This is a genomic window from Solibacillus sp. NPDC093137, from assembly GCF_050280445.1.
Classification (GTDB): domain Bacteria; phylum Bacillota; class Bacilli; order Bacillales_A; family Planococcaceae; genus Solibacillus; species Solibacillus isronensis_B.
Genome location: NZ_JBNNVH010000006.1, coordinates 89365 through 108302, shown reverse-complemented (window position 1 = coordinate 108302; position 18938 = coordinate 89365). Strand labels below are relative to the sequence as shown.

Here is an 18938-nt window from a genome sequence, read left to right as displayed (position 1 = left end):
TTAGAAGCTCCGCGTTTTATTAGATCTTTTCCGGGTTATTAGAACATTGCGCCAACTTATTAGAAAACCCGCGTATGCCTCCTCTCCCGCACTACCACGAAAAAAAGCACCCCACCCGCAAAAAGTGAGATGCCTTCCTCTCGACCTAGAACTTCCTGCCCGCGCCTCCGCCGAATGAGCCGCCGCCACCGAAACCGCCAAAGCCGCCCGATGAACCGCCACCACCTCCGAAGCCACCGCCTCCGAAGCCACCGAAACCGCCACTGCGATATACTCGGCGTGCTGTGCGTCGGCGTCCGCCTGGGCCACCGCCACCGCCGAACTTTGTAATGATAAAGTAAATAATAATGATCAATATGATGAAGCCGATTGAAATCCCATCATCATCATTTGACGCAACAGGCTGTACTAAATCCGCACCGCCTGCTTCACCACCCATTTCTTCATAAAAAACGGAGAAGATACTGGCGAACGCATTTGTATAATCATCGTTCTTTAAATATGGCAACATATACGTATCGATCATGCTGCCAATTTTCCCATCCGGATAATCTCCTTCCAGACCACCGCCGACCGTAATCCATACATCATTTTGCCCTGGCCCTTGCTCGGTTGTCGCAAAGATAAGCATACCGTTACCGAGCGCTTCATCCCCGATTCCCCAGCTGCGCACCGTCTCTGTACCGAATTCAAACGCATCCATTCCATCGATTGTATCAACAGTCATCATGACAATGACATTTCCCGTTGAACCTTCGAGCGCTTTTGCCGACTGAATCAGGTTCTGTTCTACGTCATCGGATAGAACATTCGCATAATCGTACACGTAAGAATTGTAGGCCGGTTTTTCCGGTATGGCTGCCATCGCTTGGAGTGGTATGAGCATTAACCATAAAAGAAGCGATACCATTAATCTCACATACAGTCCCCCCTTTCAGAAGCTTCGGTCATTGCCGACAGCTTCATTACTCCAATTATTAATCGCCAAAATCGACAGCCGGTGCTTCTTCAACACCTTCTTTAATTTCGAAGTAGTCTTTTTGATTAAAACTGAACATGCCCGCGATTAAGTTTCCTGGGAAGCGGCGAACGTCATTATTAAACTGCTGAACCGTGTCATTGTAATCTTTACGCGCTACCGTTAAGCGATTTTCCGTCCCTGCCAGTTCATCCATTAATCGTGTAAATTGTACATCCGCTTTTAAATTCGGATAGTTTTCAACTACAACAAGTAAACGGGCTAATGCAGAAGACAGCTCATTATTTGCGTCCGCCGTTTCTTCTACTGTATTGGCATTCCCGTATTGTGTTCGGGCATCTGCAATCTGAGTGAAAATTTCTTCCTCATGTTCGGCATAGCCTTTAACCGTATTTACTAAGTTCGGCACTAAATCAAATCGACGTTGCAGCTGGTTTTCGACTTGCGCCCATGCTGCGTCCACCGTTTCTTCACCTGTTACCAGTTTGTTGTATTTTGGCACGACAAGCATTGCCGCAATGACGATCAACGCAACAATTGCAATAAGGGCGACCAATACGGCACTGCCTCGTTCATTTTTTTTTAACATTTGCCCCATCCTCTCTTTTTTAAAATTAGCGTATAAAATTACGGTTCGTTTCCACAATAAGAGCGTACGAAATTTCTTACTATGGAGGTTTTTATTAATGTATACCCAATCATCTCAATCTCAAGACAATCAAATGCCCCTTTCAACAAATCATGGTGCCCATGAACTTCTGGATGTTCATGAAGTACTAAGCGCTATGATCGGCGGATTAAACCAATATGTTTTACTTCGCGACCAAGTTCAAGATAGCGAGCTTCTTTCTATTATGGATCGCCAGTATGCGTTTATGCTTGATGAGTATAATATTACTGTGGAGGCCTTTAAAACAGGTCATGATCCAAAACATCCTACACGCACCTACAATATGAATATGGGCAACGATACTATTTACGGCTTAAAACCAGGTGAGCCGAAAAAGCCGATCACTTCGGCAAGTGAAATTAATGATGGCATTATTTCAGGTTTCTTGCTCAGCTGCCATAAAGCTGGGGCTACAGGAAAAACAGGTGCTGCTTTAGAAAGCACAAACCCGGTAGTACGTCGCGTGCTACAAGATTCAGTACCAAACTGCATTGAAATGGCCTATGAAATTTCATTGTATCAAAACAAAAAAGGCTATTATCAAGTGCCACAACTATCTCCACAGGACATGAGCGCAATGCTCAATATGTATGGCAAAGCAGATCAAGCGAAAAATATGCCTAACTAGTATGCCCAATAAACTATATGAACGAATCATCGTATAGTTTCAATTTTCAAATAATTTATCCAATATTTACAATAAATATTTCACGCAGAAATACAAACAATAAGAACGGTGCTCGTTTCACCTACTACGATGAAGGAGGGGCTTTTATGAAAAATATTCGTGAAGGTTTAATTCCGACTGTACTTGGATCAGCTGTCACTGCAACAGGGTATGCAATGAAACAAAAAATCGGTACGAACAAGATGCTTGCCAATACCATTTTCGGTTTCGGTCTTGCCCATATTGTATTAGGAGCAATTGACCTTGTAGAACATCGTAAGTAATGGCAGAATATCCTGCTTAGAAAAAGCTGGCTTAAAGAATCTTTACGGTTCTTTATGGCCGGCTTTTTTATCGCACTAATTAATTAAATAACAGTAAAACAATACCCACAAAAATTATCATATTTGCTGGAATCACATAAAAATACATTTTCCTGCCTTTCTCTTGCCTTTCATTTCCGGCTTTGTTGAATAAGTATTCGAAGAAAAAGCTCGACCCACTTAATACAGTTGCTGCAAAAGCATATGGAATAACATTACTAGAAAAAAAGCCAGTAAATACTGGAGAAAGGACTAATAACAATACGAATAGACTTACCGAAATTGCGTAACGATCCAAGTATTTTATAATCATTTAGATCAACCTCCCATTCTTTCTTATAGCTACTATAAAGGATATAATGGACTATACGACATATTATTCCATATGGAATATTTCGTTGGAGGGATAGGTATGAATTTAGGTAAGGATTTAAAAAGCATAAGAAAGAATAAAACATATAGCCAAGTGGAAGTGGCAAGCAATATAATTTCTCAAAGTACCTATTCTAAGTTTGAGGCTGGAATAAGGGATGTAGACGCGAGTATCTACCTTCAATTACTTCACCGCTTGAATATTTCAGCGGAAGAGTTTGATTATATTCGGAATGACTATAATTACAGACGGAAGCAAAAACTGATTCACACGCTATTTTCTTTAGATTACAATCACATCGCGAGTTTACATAAATTAAAACAACAAACCGTCAACTTTTTACAAGAGCAGCGTGACGAGGATATAGAGGAAATCTACCTGATATGTGAGGCATTTATACAACTTCATGATACAAAAAGTATAGATGTAGCCCGAAATATAGTGAAGCCTATTTGGAAATATATGTCAAAATACGAACAGTGGTATTTAAATGATATCCGCATAATCAATACCATTTTATTTTTATTTCCTGCAGATATCGCGATTGAATTTACACAAACAGTATTAACTAGACTGAATATGTATAAAGATTTTCAGGATGCTGAAAGACTAAAAATCGCATTTAAAATTAACCTCTCCCTGATACTTATAAAAAATAAAGATTATGCAAAGGCACTTGCAATAATCGAAGAATCCCTTCGAACTGATAAAAAGAACATGAGTTATACTATTTTGTCTCTTCATTATTCAAGAGAAGCCATTTGTAGAGCGAATTTACAGGAAAAAGCAGGCGCAAATCCCCTAGAAAAAGCTCATCAATTATTGATGCTTTATGACGATCAATACTATTGGGAACTGATTCAGCAAGAGTTTAACCATTATACCCTTTCAAGGTCTAATGCGGATTAATGAACAATCAAAAAAGCACAAACGCTATTAAATCAGTGTTTGTGCTAAATGTTATGGAATTTTATTAAAACATCTTTTTTTACAAGCTGTGCAATTCTCATAAGATGGTAATTTCACCGAAAGATCTAGTGGAACTCTTCATGTAAAACCCTGTATATTTTCTTATGATCGCTCCTTTAAGGTGACTTATAGTATCGCTTCTCGTTAGCCAGCTCACCCCCTGCACCTTGAGCTAAAGGCCAAATTCCTTCAGCCCACTTTAATCCATGCTGTAACCACACTCCTCGCAAAACTTTTTTGGTTCATCGTAGACTTCATTACAGTTGGCGCAATTATATATATAGGACGCCGTAATATCGTCAATCGTTTGCTTTGCTTTCAGATCGGGCAATATTTCCTCCTCTTCGACACCCGCTAATTTACTCAGTTCATTTAATTCTTCAATATCTCTTTCCAGCTGCGCAATCGTATTTTCTTTCGCCTCAATTTGCGCGAGCTGATAATTCACCATGCTGACTGAAAACAGGCTGTTGCGGTTCAAGTTGACGATTTCCCCGATTTGCTGTTTCAGCACTCTGATTTCTTCTTCAATTCCATTGATTTGTTTTCGCAGTTTGGACCGGTCGACCGCAAAAGACGTTTTACTGCTAAGCGTTGTCACCTTCTTGTTGACTTTCTTCCTCCATTTCTGAAATGTGCCTTTCCCATCACCCATAAAAACCCTCCACTTCGATCAGAAATTTTTCTGGATTCAACTGGTGCATCCACTTGTTCTTCTTCACAATATGTATTTCCATGTCGAAATATGCCATTGTTATTAATTTTCCGGTTTAATTTTATGAAATAAAAAAAGCGCATCCCATAAGGAAATGCGCCTGCCACTTTAAATTTTCAACTGCTTAATTGTTCCAATAATTTACTGGAGAAGTATTTTCTTGTATCTGCCATTTTAATATGCAGTAAACGCTCCTCATGAGTTGCTGGATTGATAAACGTAACGAAAGCTCCTTCCAGATTCTCATCGATCGTTTTAATAATATAGTCTTCAGCGAGCAGTTCATTAATTTGCTGAATTTCTTTTTCTACAAACTGAAATTCTGACATGATCGCACCTCATTTACATTTAATCTGTGGAAGCTGTTTGCTCTACACCAATCGGTTCTGGAACAGCGTCAATTTCCCAGCTGCGTCCTGCTGTAATACCTAAATATTCATCATCGCTCGGGTTTACGATTTCAGCTTGCGGATACTTCTTGAACCACCAATATTTCGCCAGCACATAATAGATTGCTGCCCCTACAAAAAAGCCGATAAGTGAAGAGAACGATGGCCAAATATTCGCGATTAGACCGCCAAGCACCCAAGCAATAATTCCCGCTACATTGACACCTTTTAAATAACGATATTGCCCTTCCACCTCATAAAGGTCCTTTACATTTACTCGACGCTTACGGAGCAAGTAATAGTCGGCGAATAAAATCCCAACAATCGAAGAAAGGATACCGCCGACAACGAGCAGAACGCTATTTAAAATATCGAACAAACTCCAAGGCTGAACAAGTGTTCCGACAATACCGGCAATGACTACACCAACCCAGAACGGTACTTTCGGTCCGCCGATATTCGAGAAAATCGTCGCAGCCGGAATAACGTTCGCAGAAGTATTTGTCGACCATTGAGCCAATACGATCATCGATAACAGCATCACTAGGACAACACCGCCCGCTGCTTGCTGAAGTGCGTTGATCGGGTCACCAGAACCAGTCGACATATAACAAACCGCACCAATGACGATCATCAGTGTATTGAAAATCGGCTGAACTATTAGTGAACCTAGTAATTGTGTTTTATTTCGTTTGAACCAGTTACGCTCATTTTTAGGCGCTTTGAAGTGACGAGAAAGTGTCGGCATATCTGCAGCCAATGTAGCCCAGAAGCCCATGATTGCAGTAGCGACTACCATGAATGCCGTAAACTGTTCAAAACCTGTTTGCGGTGCTTCCACCCATGACCATACCGCTTTGCCTTGCTCTTTCGCTTCAGCAGATAATTGCAAATACATCCAAATTGAAATAAAGATAATGACAGGTGCAGCGAAATCCGCGAAACGTTCAATTGATTTAATCCCCAGTGATACGTTGAACAACTGCAACGTCGCAAATACTAGGAAGCAGATAAACCAGTTGTCAAAGCCGACCAGAATGTTCAGAATACCGTTGATCGCCAATGCCCCGAAATACGTGTTGATCCCGAACCAGCACGATGCTGTAAACGCACGGGCAAATGACGGGAAGTGCGTGCCGATTGTTCCGAATGGAGCACGCATATAAACAGGAAACGATAATCCGTGTTCAACACCGATATCCCCGATGACGACCATGAAAATCCCGATTAGAATCGAGCCGACCAATGTCGCCATGATGAGCATCGGCATACTTAGATTAACAATTCCTCCTGCACCGATCGCAAATGCCGCAAGTACGATGGCCATCCCAACCCAGATGACGCCAAAGCCCATCATACTAATACTGCGGTTTTCGTGTGTGACAGGAAGTAAATCTGGTGATTTTAAATAGTTACTATTTGTGTCTTTTCTGTCTGACATCGCTACACCTCTCTTTATTCAGTTTTTTGGTTTTACAGAGGACGTGGGTCAGTCACCCGTTGTCATACAATGCGACGCTGTTAGACCGACATCCATTCCTTTAAAAAAATTTTGCCAACTACCTCGCAATACTTGAACTGCTTGGAGCAAATCCTGCAATTAGTTTCTGTCTTTCATTCCACGTCATCGGCGGTTGTGTCGGAACAAGTTCCTTCATCGTAATTGCACCTTCTGCCGGACAGACAATCGAACATAAATTACAGCCTACGCAGTCTTCCTCGCGCACTTTCAGCATTGGACGGCCATCTTCTGTATACAGATCGATACATTGGTGGGACGTATCTTCACAGGCAATATGGCATTTATTACAGTTAATGCAAACATCATTATTGATCTCTGCAACAACTTTATAATTTAAGTCTAAATCTCCCCAATCCGAATATTTCGGTACTGTTTTGCCGACTAAATCCATAACCGATGTTAAGCCTTTATCGTCTAAATAGTTGCTTAAACCATCGATCATATCTTCAACAATGCTGAAGCCATGATGCATTGCCGCCGTACAAACTTGCACACTAGTAGAACCCATTAAGATGAACTCAGCAGCGTCCTGCCAGTTTGAAATACCGCCAATTCCGGAAATCGGTAAATTGATATACGGACTTCTTGCACACTCGCCCACCATGTTCAGTGCAATTGGTTTCACGGCCGGTCCGCAATAACCTCCGTGTGCCCCTTTATTGCCAACATGCGGAATTGTGTTCCAAGAGTTCAGATCAACGCCCGCCAAACTATTGATCGTGTTGATCATACTAATCGCATCAGCACCGCCGCGCACCGCTGCTTCCGCCGTTACAGTAATATCCGTAATATTCGGTGTCAGTTTGACGATAACCGGTACTTCAGCATATTCTTTTGCCCAATAGGTCTGCTTTTCCACCAGGTCAGGCACTTGACCCGAAGCGGCTCCCATGCCACGTTCCGCCATACCATGTGGGCAGCCGAAGTTTAATTCGAAGCCATCTACCCCAACATCCTGGACTCTTTTCACGATTTCATGCCATTTTTCAGCTTTCGGCTCCACCATTAACGAAGCGATAATCGTATGATTCGGGAATCGCTTTTTCGTTTCATAAATTTCCTTTAAGTTTACTTCCAGCGGTCGGTCTGTGATGAGCTCAATATTGTTGAAACCCGCTACTTTTTGACCGTTAAAACTAACAGCAGCAAAACGTGAGGAAACGTTTAAAATAGGGTCCCCCAACGTTTTCCATACAGCGCCGCCCCACCCCGCTTCAAATGCACGCTGCACTTGATAGCCGGAGTTTGTCGGTGGTGCCGATGCCAGCCAAAAAGGATTAGGTGACTTAATACCAGCAAAATCTATTCGTAAATCTGCCATTTCAATTCCCCCTATGCAATTTCTGAATTTGCGTTTAGTTCATAATGAATCGCGTAAGCCGAATCTTTGCCCTGCTGCGCCGCCGATACAACTGTCGCCTCACCGTACCCGTTACCGTATATCACATCACCGCAAGCGTAAATTTTCGGATTTGATGTTTTCAGGCTGTTGTGATCCACATCAATCACACCGCGTGTATTAGCTAATCCTAAATGCTCAATCAGCTCATACTGCTTCGTTTGGCCGATCGCCCGAATCACCGCATCCGCCTCAATCACAAATTCAGAACCAGGAATCTCCATTAATGTCCCTTTTCCATTTTCGATATCCGTCAGTTTCATTTTGATGCATTCCATCCCGATTACTTTACCGTTGTCATCGCCAATAATGCGTTTCGGTAATGTCAGCCATTTAAATTCAACACCATCCTGCTTCGCAAAATCAAATTCAAAATCATATGCCGTCATTTCGTTTGATGTACGACGGTAAACGATTTGCACCTGCTCAGCACCCAATCTTACAGAACATGTCGCTGCATCAATCGCTGTATTACCCGCACCGATAACTAGCACTTTTTTGCCCAGTACGCGATCAGTGAACGAAGATTTTGATTCCTTTACAAAATCAATCGCATCATACACACCGTCCAAATTTTCGCCCTCAACGCCAAGCATCGGTACTTTGCCCATACCAACCGCTACAATGATGCGGTCATAGTTTTCAAGCAGTTCATCAACTAATACATCTTCGCCGATCTTCGTGCTCGTTTTAATTTCAACACCAAGGTTTTGTACTTGCTGCACTTCCCACTCCACAACATCTTGCGGCAGACGGAATGAAACGATGCCGTAGTAATTCAGGCCACCCGCTTTTTCATCTGCTTCGAAAATCGTCACTCCGTACCCTAGCAATGCCAGTTCACGTGCAGCAGATAATCCTGCCGGCCCGCTTCCGATAATCGCGACTTTCTTGCCGTTTGCAGGTTGTGGCGTAAACAGATTGACATTCGACTCACGCAGCCAGTCCGTTGCATAGCGTTGAAGATGACCAATTTGAATCGGTTTTTCTTCACTGTTCAACACACAAGCCCCCTCACAAAGCTCGATCGTTGGACAAACACGCGCACAGCTTGCGCCAACCGGATTTGATTCCATAATGACACGAGCAGAACCTTTCATATTATTCGAAGCAATTTTCTTGATAAAGCTCGGAATATTAATGCTCGTTGGACATGCCTTTACACAAGGTGGATCATAGCAATACAAACAACGATTCGCTTCAACAGTTGCCGCGTATGTTGTTAAACCATCAAATATCTCTTCAAAGTTCTTCGCTAAACTATTGCTCATTTCATAACAACCCTCTCCAGTTTGATTTGTTATTACTTTTAGCTATTGATATCTTCATCCAGCCGATTTCCCAACCACCCACTGAATGAAGATAAGCCCCGGTGGATGTCACAGATTTTTTAATGGAATTGACGTCAGCCTAAATCGACGCGTCGTGCGACAAAGGCTGACTGACCCACGAATCCGGACGCAATTACGCAAAATCGTAATTGACCTTGTTATGAAGTTACTTTAGTGGAACCCTTTACTTCACGACGGATATACTTGCCACTTCCAAGCTGTCCGACGAATTTTTTATCTTGAATGACATATTCACCACGCACGAGCACACTTGTCGGCTCGCCCGTCACTTCCAGCCCTTCAAATGCGTTATAGTCCACATTCATATGATGTGTTTCCGCAGAGATCGTACGTTTTACTGTCGGATCGAATAATACGATATCCGCATCCGAACCAACCGCGATTGTTCCTTTTTGAGGGAATAGCCCAAAAATCTTCGCAGACTGCGTTGAAATCATATCAACAAACTCGTTTTCCGTAATGCGCCCTTTTGCAACACCTTCTGAATAAAGTACAGAGAAACGGTCTTCAATAAACGGCCCGCCATTCGGAATTTTCGAGAAGTCGTTCTTCCCTAATGTTTTCTTGCCGTTGAAGCTGAATGAACATTGGTCTGAACCAATCGTTTGCAGCTGCTTCGCCTTCAATGCATTCCACAATACTTCCTGATGCTCCACAGGACGTAACGGCGGAGACCATACATATTTCGCACCTTCAAAGTTCGGCTTTTCCAATGCTGTCTGGTCAAGCACTAAATACGGCGGACAAGTTTCACCTAACACGTTGTAGCCTTTATTACGTGCAGAAATGATTTCATCGACCGCTTCTTTACACGTAACATGCACGACATATAATTGCGCTCCAGCCAAGTTTGCCAGCTCAATCGCACGTTTCGTCGCTTCCCCTTCTACTTCAGGCGGACGAGTAAGCGCATGATAAATCGGCTCCGTCTGACCATTCGCTTTCGCTTCTTCCACTAATTCATCGATAACCGATCCGTTTTCGCAATGGACCATAACTGTTGCGCCAAGCTTCTTCCCGACTTTAAACGCCTGGAATAATGTACGATCCGTCGCCTGGAATTCCTTCGCATAAGCAAGGAATACTTTAATCGAGCTGATCCCGCCTCGTTCCAATGCTTCCGGTAATTCCTGCAGGCGCTGTTCATTTAAATCACCGATCATTAAGTGGAAGCCATAATCGATCACGGCTTTATCTTTTGCTTTGCCGTGCCACGTATCGATCGCATCCATTAATGTCGGTGAGCCCGCACTAATACAGAAATCGATAATTGTCGTTGTTCCTCCGTATGCCGCAGCAATTGTGCCTGATTGCCAGTCATCATCTGTTACCGTGTTGTTGAAAGGCATATCGAGATGGGTATGAGGGTCAATACCACCCGGGAATAAAAGCTTTCCTGTTGCATCAATAATTTCCGCTTCCGCATCATCTATTTTTACTGCAATTTGAGTGATGATCCCATCCTCAATCAGCACATCCCCTTTAAACGTATCCGCAGCAGTAACAATTGTTCCCCCAGTAATAATCTTTTTCATATAAACCCTCCTAGTTTTCTAGTAATTTCTATTGAAAAAATGAAAAACCAAAGTGCGTCCTAGTACTACTAACTTTTGAGAATAATTACTAGTTTTTAAGCATATAATTTAATATATAGTATTATATGTAACAATTAGTAACATAATATCTAAATAACGGAAAAAATTTAAATAAATATTTTCCGTTGCTAAAATCCTTTCGATTGCTTCATATACATAACTTTACTGAATATATTGACTAAATTTAATATACAAAAGGTAATTTTTTCCGTAAATATTTTAGACAAAAGGTTAAAAGTTGTAAGGAAATATACTATTTTTATGTAAGTTTTTCTAACATAATGTATTATTTTTGTCGGGTATCTAATAAGAGTGAGGTTCTTTCATAATTTTCCTAATATATTGTGAGGATGTTCTAATATATTTTTGTTTGTTCTAATAAAAGTTGGATTTTCTAATATATCGTTCTATTGTTTTAATATGTATATGCAATGTTCTAATATCCCCTTCCGATCTTCAAATATCCATCGCTTTTCTCCTAATATCCGCCGTCAATGTTCTAATAAAACTATAAATCTGCTTACTCACTGGTCTAAATCAGCATCCACCAACCCCCTTACCACCTTATCTTCTAATAAACACGCGAACAGTTCTAATAAGCGGATCACTTCTTCTAATATTCATAACAAATGTTCTAATAAAATATAGCCCTGCCTCTACCCGAGCCTTAACCCGCTTCCGCAAACCGCATTACCGACGAACTTCTTCTAATATCCGCCATCACTATTCCAATAAAAAAACAGCCTAACCCCATATCTGGAATCAGGCTGTTTCTGCATATATTTTAGTTATTGCTAGGGAAAGCGAATGTCGATGCTGTCGTTTCTGTTGTATCTGGCCAGCGTTCCGATACCGTTTTCGTTTTCGTAAAGAATCTGGCCTGATCCGGACCAAACATATGCCCTTCACCAAAGCGCGAACCTTTAAAGCCGGCAAAGTTATGATAGCCGACAGGGATTGGAATCGGCACATTGACGCCGACCATGCCTACATCAATCTCCGTTGTAAACTTGCGCGCTGCCGCACCGTCGTTCGTGAAGATCGTGACCCCATTTGCCAGATCCTGACCGTTAATGAAATCAATCGCTTCCGCAAGCGAGTTTACACGCACAACATTACGAGCCGGACCGAAAACTTCCTCATCGAAAATTTCCATCTCCTTCGTAATATTGTCCAGTAACGTCGGACCGACGAAGAAGCCTTCCGAGTTTTTCACAATATCCAGTTCGCGGCCGTCCAATACAACTGTCGCACCTTGACGTTCAGCTAAATCAATTGCTTTCAAAATATTCTCTTTCGACTCTTTTGAAATGACAGGACCAAAATCCGTCCCCTCTTCTTTATAGCTGCCCACTTTTAAGTTGCTGATTTTCTCTTTCAAAATCGCCACTAGTCGGTCAGCCGTCTGTTCACCAACCGGCATAATTGTAGAAATCGCCATACAACGTTGGGAAGCCGCACCATATGCTGCACCGATAAACGCGTTCGCCACTTGCTCTAAATCCGCGTCCGGCATAACAACCATATTATTTTTCCCGCCGCCTAAAGCCGTAACGCGCTTACCGTATTTCGAACCCGTTTCGTAAATATATTTCGCAACAGGTGTCGAACCGACAAATGAAATCGCTTGAACAGTCGGATTTTCCAGCAGCTCATTTACTGCATCTTTACTGCCGTTTACTACTGTCCAGATCCCGTCCGGCAATCCTGCTTTTTTCCATAGTTCACTGACAAACAGCGAAGTCATCGGCACCTTTTCGGATGCTTTTAAAATAACCGCGTTCCCTACAGCGACCGCCATCGATGTTTGCGCTAACGGCACCATGATCGGGAAATTGAATGGCGAGATAGCCGCTACAACACCTAAAGGGTACTTCGCAGAGTAGGCATTAATTTGACCACCTACATTTACCGAATATTCCCCTTTCACTAAATGAGGTGCACCGATTGCCAAGTCAACCGATTCCAGGGCACGTGTCACTTCACCGCGCGCATCCTCCAACGTTTTCCCGCTCTCCGTACAAATAATATCCAATAGCTGATCCATATTTTCTGTCAGTAAAAATCGGAAACGCATCAATACTTCCGCACGCTTCGCAACAGACAGATCACGCCATGCCGGAAAAGCCGCTTTTGCTGCTGCAATGGCTTCACGTGTTTCTTCAGCTGTCGCAATCGGAACTTCGGCAATTACTTCGCCTGTCGTCGGGTTATACACTTTTGAATAGTTGTTGCTTTTCCCTTCGACCAATTCCCCATTGATAAAATGTGTTAATTTTTTTACCGAAACCGCTTCTGTCATTATGAAGATCCCCCTTTATTTAATACTGTTCACTGCTTCAATCACTGTATTGGCAATCAGGTCCTTTTCCTCCAATGAAATTGAAAGCGGCGGTGACAGCGTTAATATATTATTGAAGTTCGCTACCGTTACACCATTTTTGCCGATAATGACGCCCTTCTTCTTACAGTAGGCAATCACTGCATTTACGCGCTCAACATCAAGCGGTGTTTTCGTTTCCTTATTTTCAACAAGCTCAATACCGATTAATAACCCTTTGCCGCGAATATCGCCCACGAAAGGATGATCCTCTAAATTTTCTTTTAATGTGCGCTTAAGCGATTCTCCGAGTACAACGGATTGCTCGAATAAATTTTCGCGCTCCATAATTTCAATGTTTTTCAATGCAACTGCACATGCGACCGGTGACCCGCCAAATGTATTAATATGACGGAAAAATTCATAGTCCCCATTCGCGACAAACTGCTCGTAAATTTCGCGGCGGATTGCAGTTGCTGATAATGGCATGTAGGCACTTGTCAGCCCTTTAGCCATCGTCACAATATCCGGCTTAATGCCATAGTTCTGGAATCCGAACGCTGTACCTGTACGTCCGAAACCACAGATTACTTCGTCAACGATTAAGAGCGCACCGTGTTTCTCGCACACTTCCTTTACGCCTTTCAAGTAATCTTCATTCGGTACAATGACACCGCCACCTGTAATAATCGGCTCCATAATAACCGCGGCGATCGTTTCGGACATTTCCCAAGTCATCACCTGGTCGATGTTTTTCACACTAGGCAATGTTTTAGCATCGCCGTTTACCGCCTCTTCCGGATTCCGGTACTGATCAGGTGGTGCCACATGTAAAAAGCCCGGTGCAAGCGGCTCGTATTTATATTTGCGCTGCGCTTGGCCTGTTGCTGCCAACGCACCCATTGAACTTCCATGATAAGCACGGTAGCGGGAAATGATTTTATAGCGGTTCGTATCACCTTTTTGCTGATGATATTGTCTTGCCACTTTAAACGCCACTTCATTTGCTTCCGATCCGCTGTTCGAATAGAAGACGACATATTCGTCACCAAGCAGCTCACTGATTTTCTGGCTCAGTAAAATTGCTGGTGTGTGCCCATTCGTCAGCGGTGTATATGAATTCTTAAGCATTTGCTCGTAAGCTGTGTCGGCAATTTCCTTACGACCATAACCAATATTCGTACACCAAAGCCCTGCCATTGCATCCAAATATTTATTGCCATCGATGTCTGTCAGCCAAGCACCTTCCGCTCGTTCAACGATAAATGTTGCTTCCGGGTTATAAGGCTTCATCGAGTGCCATACATGTTTTTCGTCATTTGCTTTCCAGTTATACTCTACATATTGGCTCATGCATTTCCCTCCTACATTCCTAAACTCTATTTCTATTTTCGCTTATTGGAAGATTAAGGGCATTATACATAGTGTAAAATGGATGTTCGCCTCGATTTCACATTTAGGTCAAAGAGCTTTCTAAATCACGGCACCTAAACCTTCACACCTTCATAATAATTATGCTTCGTCATGAGTAGCATGATTTCCAGGCAGAGACGATTTTCGTATTTCATAAAATCATTGCCGATGATCTGCTCCACCTTTTCCAGGCGGTGATAAAGGGTTTGGCGGACGATGAACAGTTTTTCGGCTGTTTCCTTTTTTAGTCCGTTACACTGAAAATACACATCAAGCGTTTGGATCAGATTCGCATTTTGCTTGATGTCATACTGGCTAAGCTTTTCGATTTTTTCCTTCGCCGCCTGCATAAGACTGCTGTTGTTTTGCAGAACTTTCACCATATGGTACAGCACCAGTTCATCGTAGAAATATGAATGCTCCATATGCTTCATCCTGATTTGAAGGGTTTCCTGCGCTGTTTGATAGCTATCTTTCAATTCATTGTAATGCGAAACATATTTCCCAACTGCAATAAGCATGTCCTGTTTATTTTGCTGGATCATCTCATTCATCACACGGTTCATCCGTTCTTTATACGTAGCCCCTTGCGCCAGATCGTTTACAATGAAAATCAAATATTGGGACTGCTCGACAATAAATGTGTAAAACCCTTCCTTCTGCAATGCCTGACGAAGATTGATTTTGTAATTCGTTAAATCTTTTTTCGCATTTTTCCTTCTGAGCTGATGAATCATAACCATCCAGCCGTTATGCTTCAACTTCTGATCAATCTCCTCGATAAAATAAAGCAGCTCATCATCGCTGTTTTCACCTTCAAGCCACTTTTCAAAGAACTTTCGGTTTTCGCTTTCGAGTTTTTCTTCAATATATAAATCTCTTAAAATAAACTGTGACAGCGTGACAACAGTGCGGTCCAAAATAAGCAAATCCAACTCCGTCATTTCTCTTTTTTCGGAGTATATATAGACAGTACCGTACAACTGGTCAAATAAATTCACTTCAATCTTCGCTTTATGTTTACTACCTAAACGGTCAATATACTTTTTGCAATTTTCAATCTTTTTATCCGGGATTGCGAGACTTGTTCCTTTTTTCACATCAAAATAAATATCCACATTCAAATACTTTTGCATATACTGCAAAATCTTTACTTTGTCACTCACCTTCAGAACATAGTTGTTAATCTTCTGGGAGTAATCTTCGAGCTGCCTTAAAATATCGTATTGCTGATGAATGATCGCTGTATGCAAATCTTGCGTAATGCCGACAAACGGGACAATTTCCTGAAAAACGATGAGCGGAAAATCCAGTTGATCCGCCAGTTTAATGACACTTTCCGGAATCGTTTGAATGTACATACCTAACTCAATACACAGCCCGGCTACATTTAATTCATTAAGTTGACTTACAAAATTCAGAAAGCCTTGTTCATTATCTTTTAAAATGACGCCCGTTGTCAGAATGAGCTCATTTCCTTTTATCAGCTGCTTCACATCGGTAACTTCCAATATATGAATCCATTTGATCGCATGGCTTAAGCCAGTTTGACCTGCGACGACCTTCGCTGATTCAAAGTATTTTCGATTTAGAACTTCTTTTACGGTTAACATAAGCAGCCCCCTATCATTAACAATTCGTCCATACAATTATTGTATCATTTTACATTAAGTATATATTAATTTGTTATATGCTAGTGCTAATGTTTATATATTATTGAATTTAAGGGGGAATTTTATGTTAAAAACAAACCGCGAACGACTTCAAAACACTATTGATTTATTTAGCCAATTTGGGGCAACAGAAAATAATGGTGTCACACGTTTAAGCCTATCTCCCGAAGATATTCTCGCCCGCAACAAGTTCAAAGAAATTTGCGAACAGCTAGGTATGATCGTAACGGTTGATGATATGGGCACAATGTATGCAACACTTCCTTCCAACTCCGATAATTTACCGATTGTCATCGGCTCACACTTGGATTCAGTCATTAAAGGCGGACGCTTCGATGGAGTGCTAGGTGTTTTAACTGCACTGGAAGCTGTCCAAACGATTATTGATGAAAAACTCGAACTGAATCACCCTATCACGATCGTAAACTTCACAAATGAAGAAGGTGCACGTTTCGAACCGTCATTAATGGCTTCAGGTGTACTTTCAGGAAAATTCGAAAAGGAAAAGATGCTCGCTTCGACGGATCGTAAAGGGGTAACATTTGAACAAGCCCTAAAAGAAAGCGGCTATGAAGGCGATGTCGCAAACCGTCTGACAGAGGCTCATGCCTATTTGGAGCTTCATATTGAACAAGGTCCCGTGCTGGAACATTATAAAAAAGAGATCGGTGTCGTGGAAGGCGTTCTTGGCATGGTATGCTATGACATTACATTAACCGGCGAATCGAACCATGCGGGCACTACCCCTATTTCCATGCGTAAAGACAGTATGTTTGCCGCAATGCAAATCATTTCCATCCTACAAAATAAATTAAAACAGCTTCCTGAAGATCTTGTTTATACAATCGGACGCATCAATGCCTACCCGAATATTCATACCGTCATCCCAAGTAACGTAACATTCTCGTTGGAATCCCGACACCAAGACCCGGCAGTCATTCAGCAAGTGGAGCAAATTATTTTTGACCTTCCGAAAGAAATCGAAAATTGCGAGCTGAGCTACAAAAAGCTATGGAGCCGGGATACGGTGTATTTCGCACCGGAAGTTGTTCATGCTGTAGCAGCAAGTACAGATGAACTCGGGCTTTCACGCCATCATATGTTCAGCGGTGCCGGTCACGATGCTCAATTTATCGCCGGTTACATTCCTTCTACGATGATTTTCGTCCCAAGTGCAAAAGGCTACAGTCACCGTGAAGATGAATATACTTCCTACGAGGAATGTTCAAAAGGTGCGGATGTCCTTGTTAATGCAGTATTGAAAGTAGCCGAATCTTCGGTTTCACCCGTAAAGTCTGCTAGTGTAAAGTAAAGGTTTTTATGATGAAATCAATAGAATTGCCCTCCTCTTCTTATTAGGTGAACATACTATATGGTACCCCTACTAAAAGGAGGTGGGATGATGAGACGTCCTGCAACGGGGTTCTGCTTCCCTGGTTATCGTTACTGTGGACCGGGATGTACTGGACCTGGTGCACCAACGAATGCAGTAGATAATTGCTGTCTGAACCATGATGCTTGTTATGCATACGGATACGATAAAAGATATTGTGACGCAATTTTCCAGCAATGTTTAAATCAATACAAAAACCCCTCTACAAAAATGGGGAGGGACGCAAATTTATTTTCCCGAGCGATTCGGTTAAAGAACTTTCTAATATAAACCTAAAAACACAGGCATGAATTCCTTTTCAAAAGGGTTCATGCCTGTGTTTTCTATTAATCGATTTTCTGACCAGTAATTTCTTCTAATTTACCGTTTTCTTTAATTTTTGCTAACCCTTCATTTAAACGGTTTAGTAACTCCGTGTTACCCTTTTTCACCATAAAACCGTAATACTCTTTTTCGAACTGATCTGATTCAATTGCTTTTAATCCTGAATCCGGATTGTTCTTTAAGTATTCGATTACAACGGCATTATCGCCAAACGCTGCTGCTGTTGCACCATTGATTACTTCCTGGAATGCAACTGGCTGGTTTTCATACGCTAAAATTTTTGAACTTGATTTCCCTTGCAGGTTTTGTGCTGCAATATGACCTGTCGTATTAATTTGAACAGAGATTTTTTGATCTTTTAACTCATCCAATGTTTCAATTGTAGAATCCTCTTTCACAACAATCATTAATGACGCTTCATAATATGGATCTGTGAAGTCATACGTTTCTTTACGCTCATCTGTAATGGTAATGCCTGATGCACCTAAATCCAGTTCTCCATTCGTAATTTGCTGGAATACCGGCTCCCAACCTACATTTCGGAATTCGATTTCCGAACCGATTTCTTCACCGATTGCTTTCATAATATCAACATCGATTCCGACAATTTCACCTTTATCGTTCATCGATTCAAATGGGGCAAATGTTGCTTCTGTTCCGACTAACAGCTTTTTACCGCCACCTTCTCCGGATGTTGCGCTTCCTGATGTTTCATCGTCTGATGTACCGCATGCGGCTAAAATGATTGTTAATGCCATTAACAGCATCGTTATTAAAAACTTCTTCGTTTTGAACATTATAAAACCCCCTCTATTTTTGTTAAGATTATACATTTTTTAGTAGACCCATACAATATGTAATT

18 protein-coding genes are annotated in these 18938 nt (G+C 41.8%); 5 read left to right on the top strand and 13 right to left on the bottom strand.

Annotated features, from left to right (window positions below):
- Positions 1-145: 145 nt before the first annotated feature.
- Together ACQKN3_RS16880 and ACQKN3_RS16875 are read right to left on the bottom strand one after the other, a co-directional pair.
- A complete protein-coding gene (locus ACQKN3_RS16880) occupies positions 146-910 on the bottom strand; it encodes a TPM domain-containing protein (RefSeq protein WP_251690453.1) in 765 nt (254 codons plus the stop codon).
- A 67-nt stretch (positions 911-977) separates the two neighbouring features.
- Positions 978-1568, bottom strand: a complete 591-nt coding sequence (locus ACQKN3_RS16875) for a LemA family protein (RefSeq protein WP_427713440.1) — start codon at positions 1566-1568, stop codon at positions 978-980.
- Positions 1569-1665: 97 nt separating this feature from the next.
- Between ACQKN3_RS16875 and ACQKN3_RS16870 the strand changes: the two genes are divergently transcribed.
- Both ACQKN3_RS16870 and ACQKN3_RS16865 read left to right on the top strand, forming a co-directional pair.
- Positions 1666-2277: a spore coat protein gene (locus ACQKN3_RS16870; RefSeq protein ID WP_008406368.1), complete on the top strand. Its 612-nt coding sequence runs from the start codon at positions 1666-1668 to the stop codon at positions 2275-2277.
- Positions 2278-2423: 146 nt separating this feature from the next.
- Positions 2424-2600, top strand: a complete 177-nt coding sequence (locus tag ACQKN3_RS16865; RefSeq protein WP_008406370.1) for a hypothetical protein — start codon at positions 2424-2426, stop codon at positions 2598-2600.
- Between the two features lie 79 nt (positions 2601-2679).
- Here the strand turns inward: ACQKN3_RS16865 and ACQKN3_RS16860 are convergent, their stop codons facing one another.
- Positions 2680-2952, bottom strand: coding sequence for a hypothetical protein (locus ACQKN3_RS16860; RefSeq protein ID WP_427713437.1), 273 nt, complete (start codon positions 2950-2952; stop codon positions 2680-2682).
- Positions 2953-3051: 99 nt separating this feature from the next.
- Here ACQKN3_RS16860 and ACQKN3_RS16855 point away from each other — a divergent pair, with 99 nt between their 5' ends.
- Positions 3052-3921, top strand: a complete 870-nt coding sequence (locus ACQKN3_RS16855; RefSeq protein WP_427713435.1) for a helix-turn-helix domain-containing protein — start codon at positions 3052-3054, stop codon at positions 3919-3921.
- Positions 3922-4180: 259 nt separating this feature from the next.
- On the opposite strand, the gene ACQKN3_RS16850 is transcribed toward ACQKN3_RS16855, so the two are convergent.
- The 9 genes from ACQKN3_RS16850 to ACQKN3_RS16810 form a co-directional block, all read right to left on the bottom strand.
- Complete coding sequence (locus ACQKN3_RS16850; RefSeq protein ID WP_251690305.1) at positions 4181-4636, bottom strand: nucleotide-binding protein; 456 nt, start codon at positions 4634-4636, stop codon at positions 4181-4183.
- A 176-nt stretch (positions 4637-4812) separates the two neighbouring features.
- Positions 4813-5025 carry a hypothetical protein gene (locus ACQKN3_RS16845; RefSeq protein WP_251690306.1) on the bottom strand — a complete coding sequence of 71 codons (213 nt, stop codon included), beginning with the start codon at positions 5023-5025 and terminating at the stop codon, positions 4813-4815.
- A 19-nt stretch (positions 5026-5044) separates the two neighbouring features.
- Entirely contained in the window at positions 5045-6526 is a 1482-nt protein-coding gene (locus ACQKN3_RS16840) for an NCS1 family transporter (protein ID WP_251690308.1), read from the bottom strand.
- 118 nt (positions 6527-6644) lie between these two features.
- Positions 6645-7928: an NAD-dependent dihydropyrimidine dehydrogenase subunit PreA gene (preA, locus tag ACQKN3_RS16835; protein ID WP_251690309.1), complete on the bottom strand. Its 1284-nt coding sequence runs from the start codon at positions 7926-7928 to the stop codon at positions 6645-6647.
- Positions 7929-7939: 11 nt separating this feature from the next.
- Positions 7940-9277 (bottom strand): NAD(P)-dependent oxidoreductase, encoded by a 1338-nt coding sequence (locus tag ACQKN3_RS16830; protein ID WP_427713430.1) that lies wholly within the window; start codon positions 9275-9277, stop codon positions 7940-7942.
- 218 nt (positions 9278-9495) lie between these two features.
- A complete protein-coding gene (gene hydA, locus ACQKN3_RS16825) occupies positions 9496-10893 on the bottom strand; it encodes a dihydropyrimidinase (protein ID WP_251690312.1) in 1398 nt (465 codons plus the stop codon).
- Positions 10894-11737: 844 nt separating this feature from the next.
- Positions 11738-13255 carry a CoA-acylating methylmalonate-semialdehyde dehydrogenase gene (locus ACQKN3_RS16820; RefSeq protein WP_427713426.1) on the bottom strand — a complete coding sequence of 506 codons (1518 nt, stop codon included), beginning with the start codon at positions 13253-13255 and terminating at the stop codon, positions 11738-11740.
- 15 nt (positions 13256-13270) lie between these two features.
- Entirely contained in the window at positions 13271-14626 is a 1356-nt protein-coding gene (locus ACQKN3_RS16815; RefSeq protein ID WP_251690314.1) for an aspartate aminotransferase family protein, read from the bottom strand.
- A 134-nt stretch (positions 14627-14760) separates the two neighbouring features.
- Complete coding sequence (locus ACQKN3_RS16810; RefSeq protein ID WP_427713423.1) at positions 14761-16299, bottom strand: PucR family transcriptional regulator; 1539 nt, start codon at positions 16297-16299, stop codon at positions 14761-14763.
- A gap of 124 nt (positions 16300-16423) precedes the next feature.
- Between ACQKN3_RS16810 and ACQKN3_RS16805 the strand changes: the two genes are divergently transcribed.
- Positions 16424-17671 carry a Zn-dependent hydrolase gene (locus ACQKN3_RS16805; protein ID WP_427713420.1) on the top strand — a complete coding sequence of 416 codons (1248 nt, stop codon included), beginning with the start codon at positions 16424-16426 and terminating at the stop codon, positions 17669-17671.
- Between the two features lie 90 nt (positions 17672-17761).
- Positions 17762-18022, top strand: a complete 261-nt coding sequence (locus ACQKN3_RS16800) for a Parvovirus coat protein VP1-like protein (protein WP_353056579.1) — start codon at positions 17762-17764, stop codon at positions 18020-18022.
- Positions 18023-18078: 56 nt separating this feature from the next.
- Here ACQKN3_RS16800 and ACQKN3_RS16795 read toward each other — a convergent pair whose 3' ends face one another.
- The gene (locus ACQKN3_RS16795) at positions 18079-18873 is read right to left on the bottom strand and encodes a basic amino acid ABC transporter substrate-binding protein (protein WP_427713417.1); all 795 of its coding nucleotides are present in this window, start codon (positions 18871-18873) and stop codon (positions 18079-18081) included.
- Positions 18874-18938: the final 65 nt, after the last annotated feature.

Coding starts and splice junctions, on each gene's coding strand:
- ACQKN3_RS16880 (WP_251690453.1), bottom strand. CDS start 910: ATGGTATCGCTTCTTTTATGGTTAATGCTCATACCACTCCAAGCGATG.
- ACQKN3_RS16875 (WP_427713440.1), bottom strand. CDS start 1,568: ATGTTAAAAAAAAATGAACGAGGCAGTGCCGTATTGGTCGCCCTTATT.
- ACQKN3_RS16870 (WP_008406368.1), top strand. CDS start 1,666: ATGTATACCCAATCATCTCAATCTCAAGACAATCAAATGCCCCTTTCA.
- ACQKN3_RS16865 (WP_008406370.1), top strand. CDS start 2,424: ATGAAAAATATTCGTGAAGGTTTAATTCCGACTGTACTTGGATCAGCT.
- ACQKN3_RS16860 (WP_427713437.1), bottom strand. CDS start 2,952: ATGATTATAAAATACTTGGATCGTTACGCAATTTCGGTAAGTCTATTC.
- ACQKN3_RS16855 (WP_427713435.1), top strand. CDS start 3,052: ATGAATTTAGGTAAGGATTTAAAAAGCATAAGAAAGAATAAAACATAT.
- ACQKN3_RS16850 (WP_251690305.1), bottom strand. CDS start 4,636: ATGGGTGATGGGAAAGGCACATTTCAGAAATGGAGGAAGAAAGTCAAC.
- ACQKN3_RS16845 (WP_251690306.1), bottom strand. CDS start 5,025: ATGTCAGAATTTCAGTTTGTAGAAAAAGAAATTCAGCAAATTAATGAA.
- ACQKN3_RS16840 (WP_251690308.1), bottom strand. CDS start 6,526: ATGTCAGACAGAAAAGACACAAATAGTAACTATTTAAAATCACCAGAT.
- preA (WP_251690309.1), bottom strand. CDS start 7,928: ATGGCAGATTTACGAATAGATTTTGCTGGTATTAAGTCACCTAATCCT.
- ACQKN3_RS16830 (WP_427713430.1), bottom strand. CDS start 9,277: ATGAGCAATAGTTTAGCGAAGAACTTTGAAGAGATATTTGATGGTTTA.
- hydA (WP_251690312.1), bottom strand. CDS start 10,893: ATGAAAAAGATTATTACTGGGGGAACAATTGTTACTGCTGCGGATACG.
- ACQKN3_RS16820 (WP_427713426.1), bottom strand. CDS start 13,255: ATGACAGAAGCGGTTTCGGTAAAAAAATTAACACATTTTATCAATGGG.
- ACQKN3_RS16815 (WP_251690314.1), bottom strand. CDS start 14,626: ATGAGCCAATATGTAGAGTATAACTGGAAAGCAAATGACGAAAAACAT.
- ACQKN3_RS16810 (WP_427713423.1), bottom strand. CDS start 16,299: ATGTTAACCGTAAAAGAAGTTCTAAATCGAAAATACTTTGAATCAGCG.
- ACQKN3_RS16805 (WP_427713420.1), top strand. CDS start 16,424: ATGTTAAAAACAAACCGCGAACGACTTCAAAACACTATTGATTTATTT.
- ACQKN3_RS16800 (WP_353056579.1), top strand. CDS start 17,762: ATGAGACGTCCTGCAACGGGGTTCTGCTTCCCTGGTTATCGTTACTGT.
- ACQKN3_RS16795 (WP_427713417.1), bottom strand. CDS start 18,873: ATGTTCAAAACGAAGAAGTTTTTAATAACGATGCTGTTAATGGCATTA.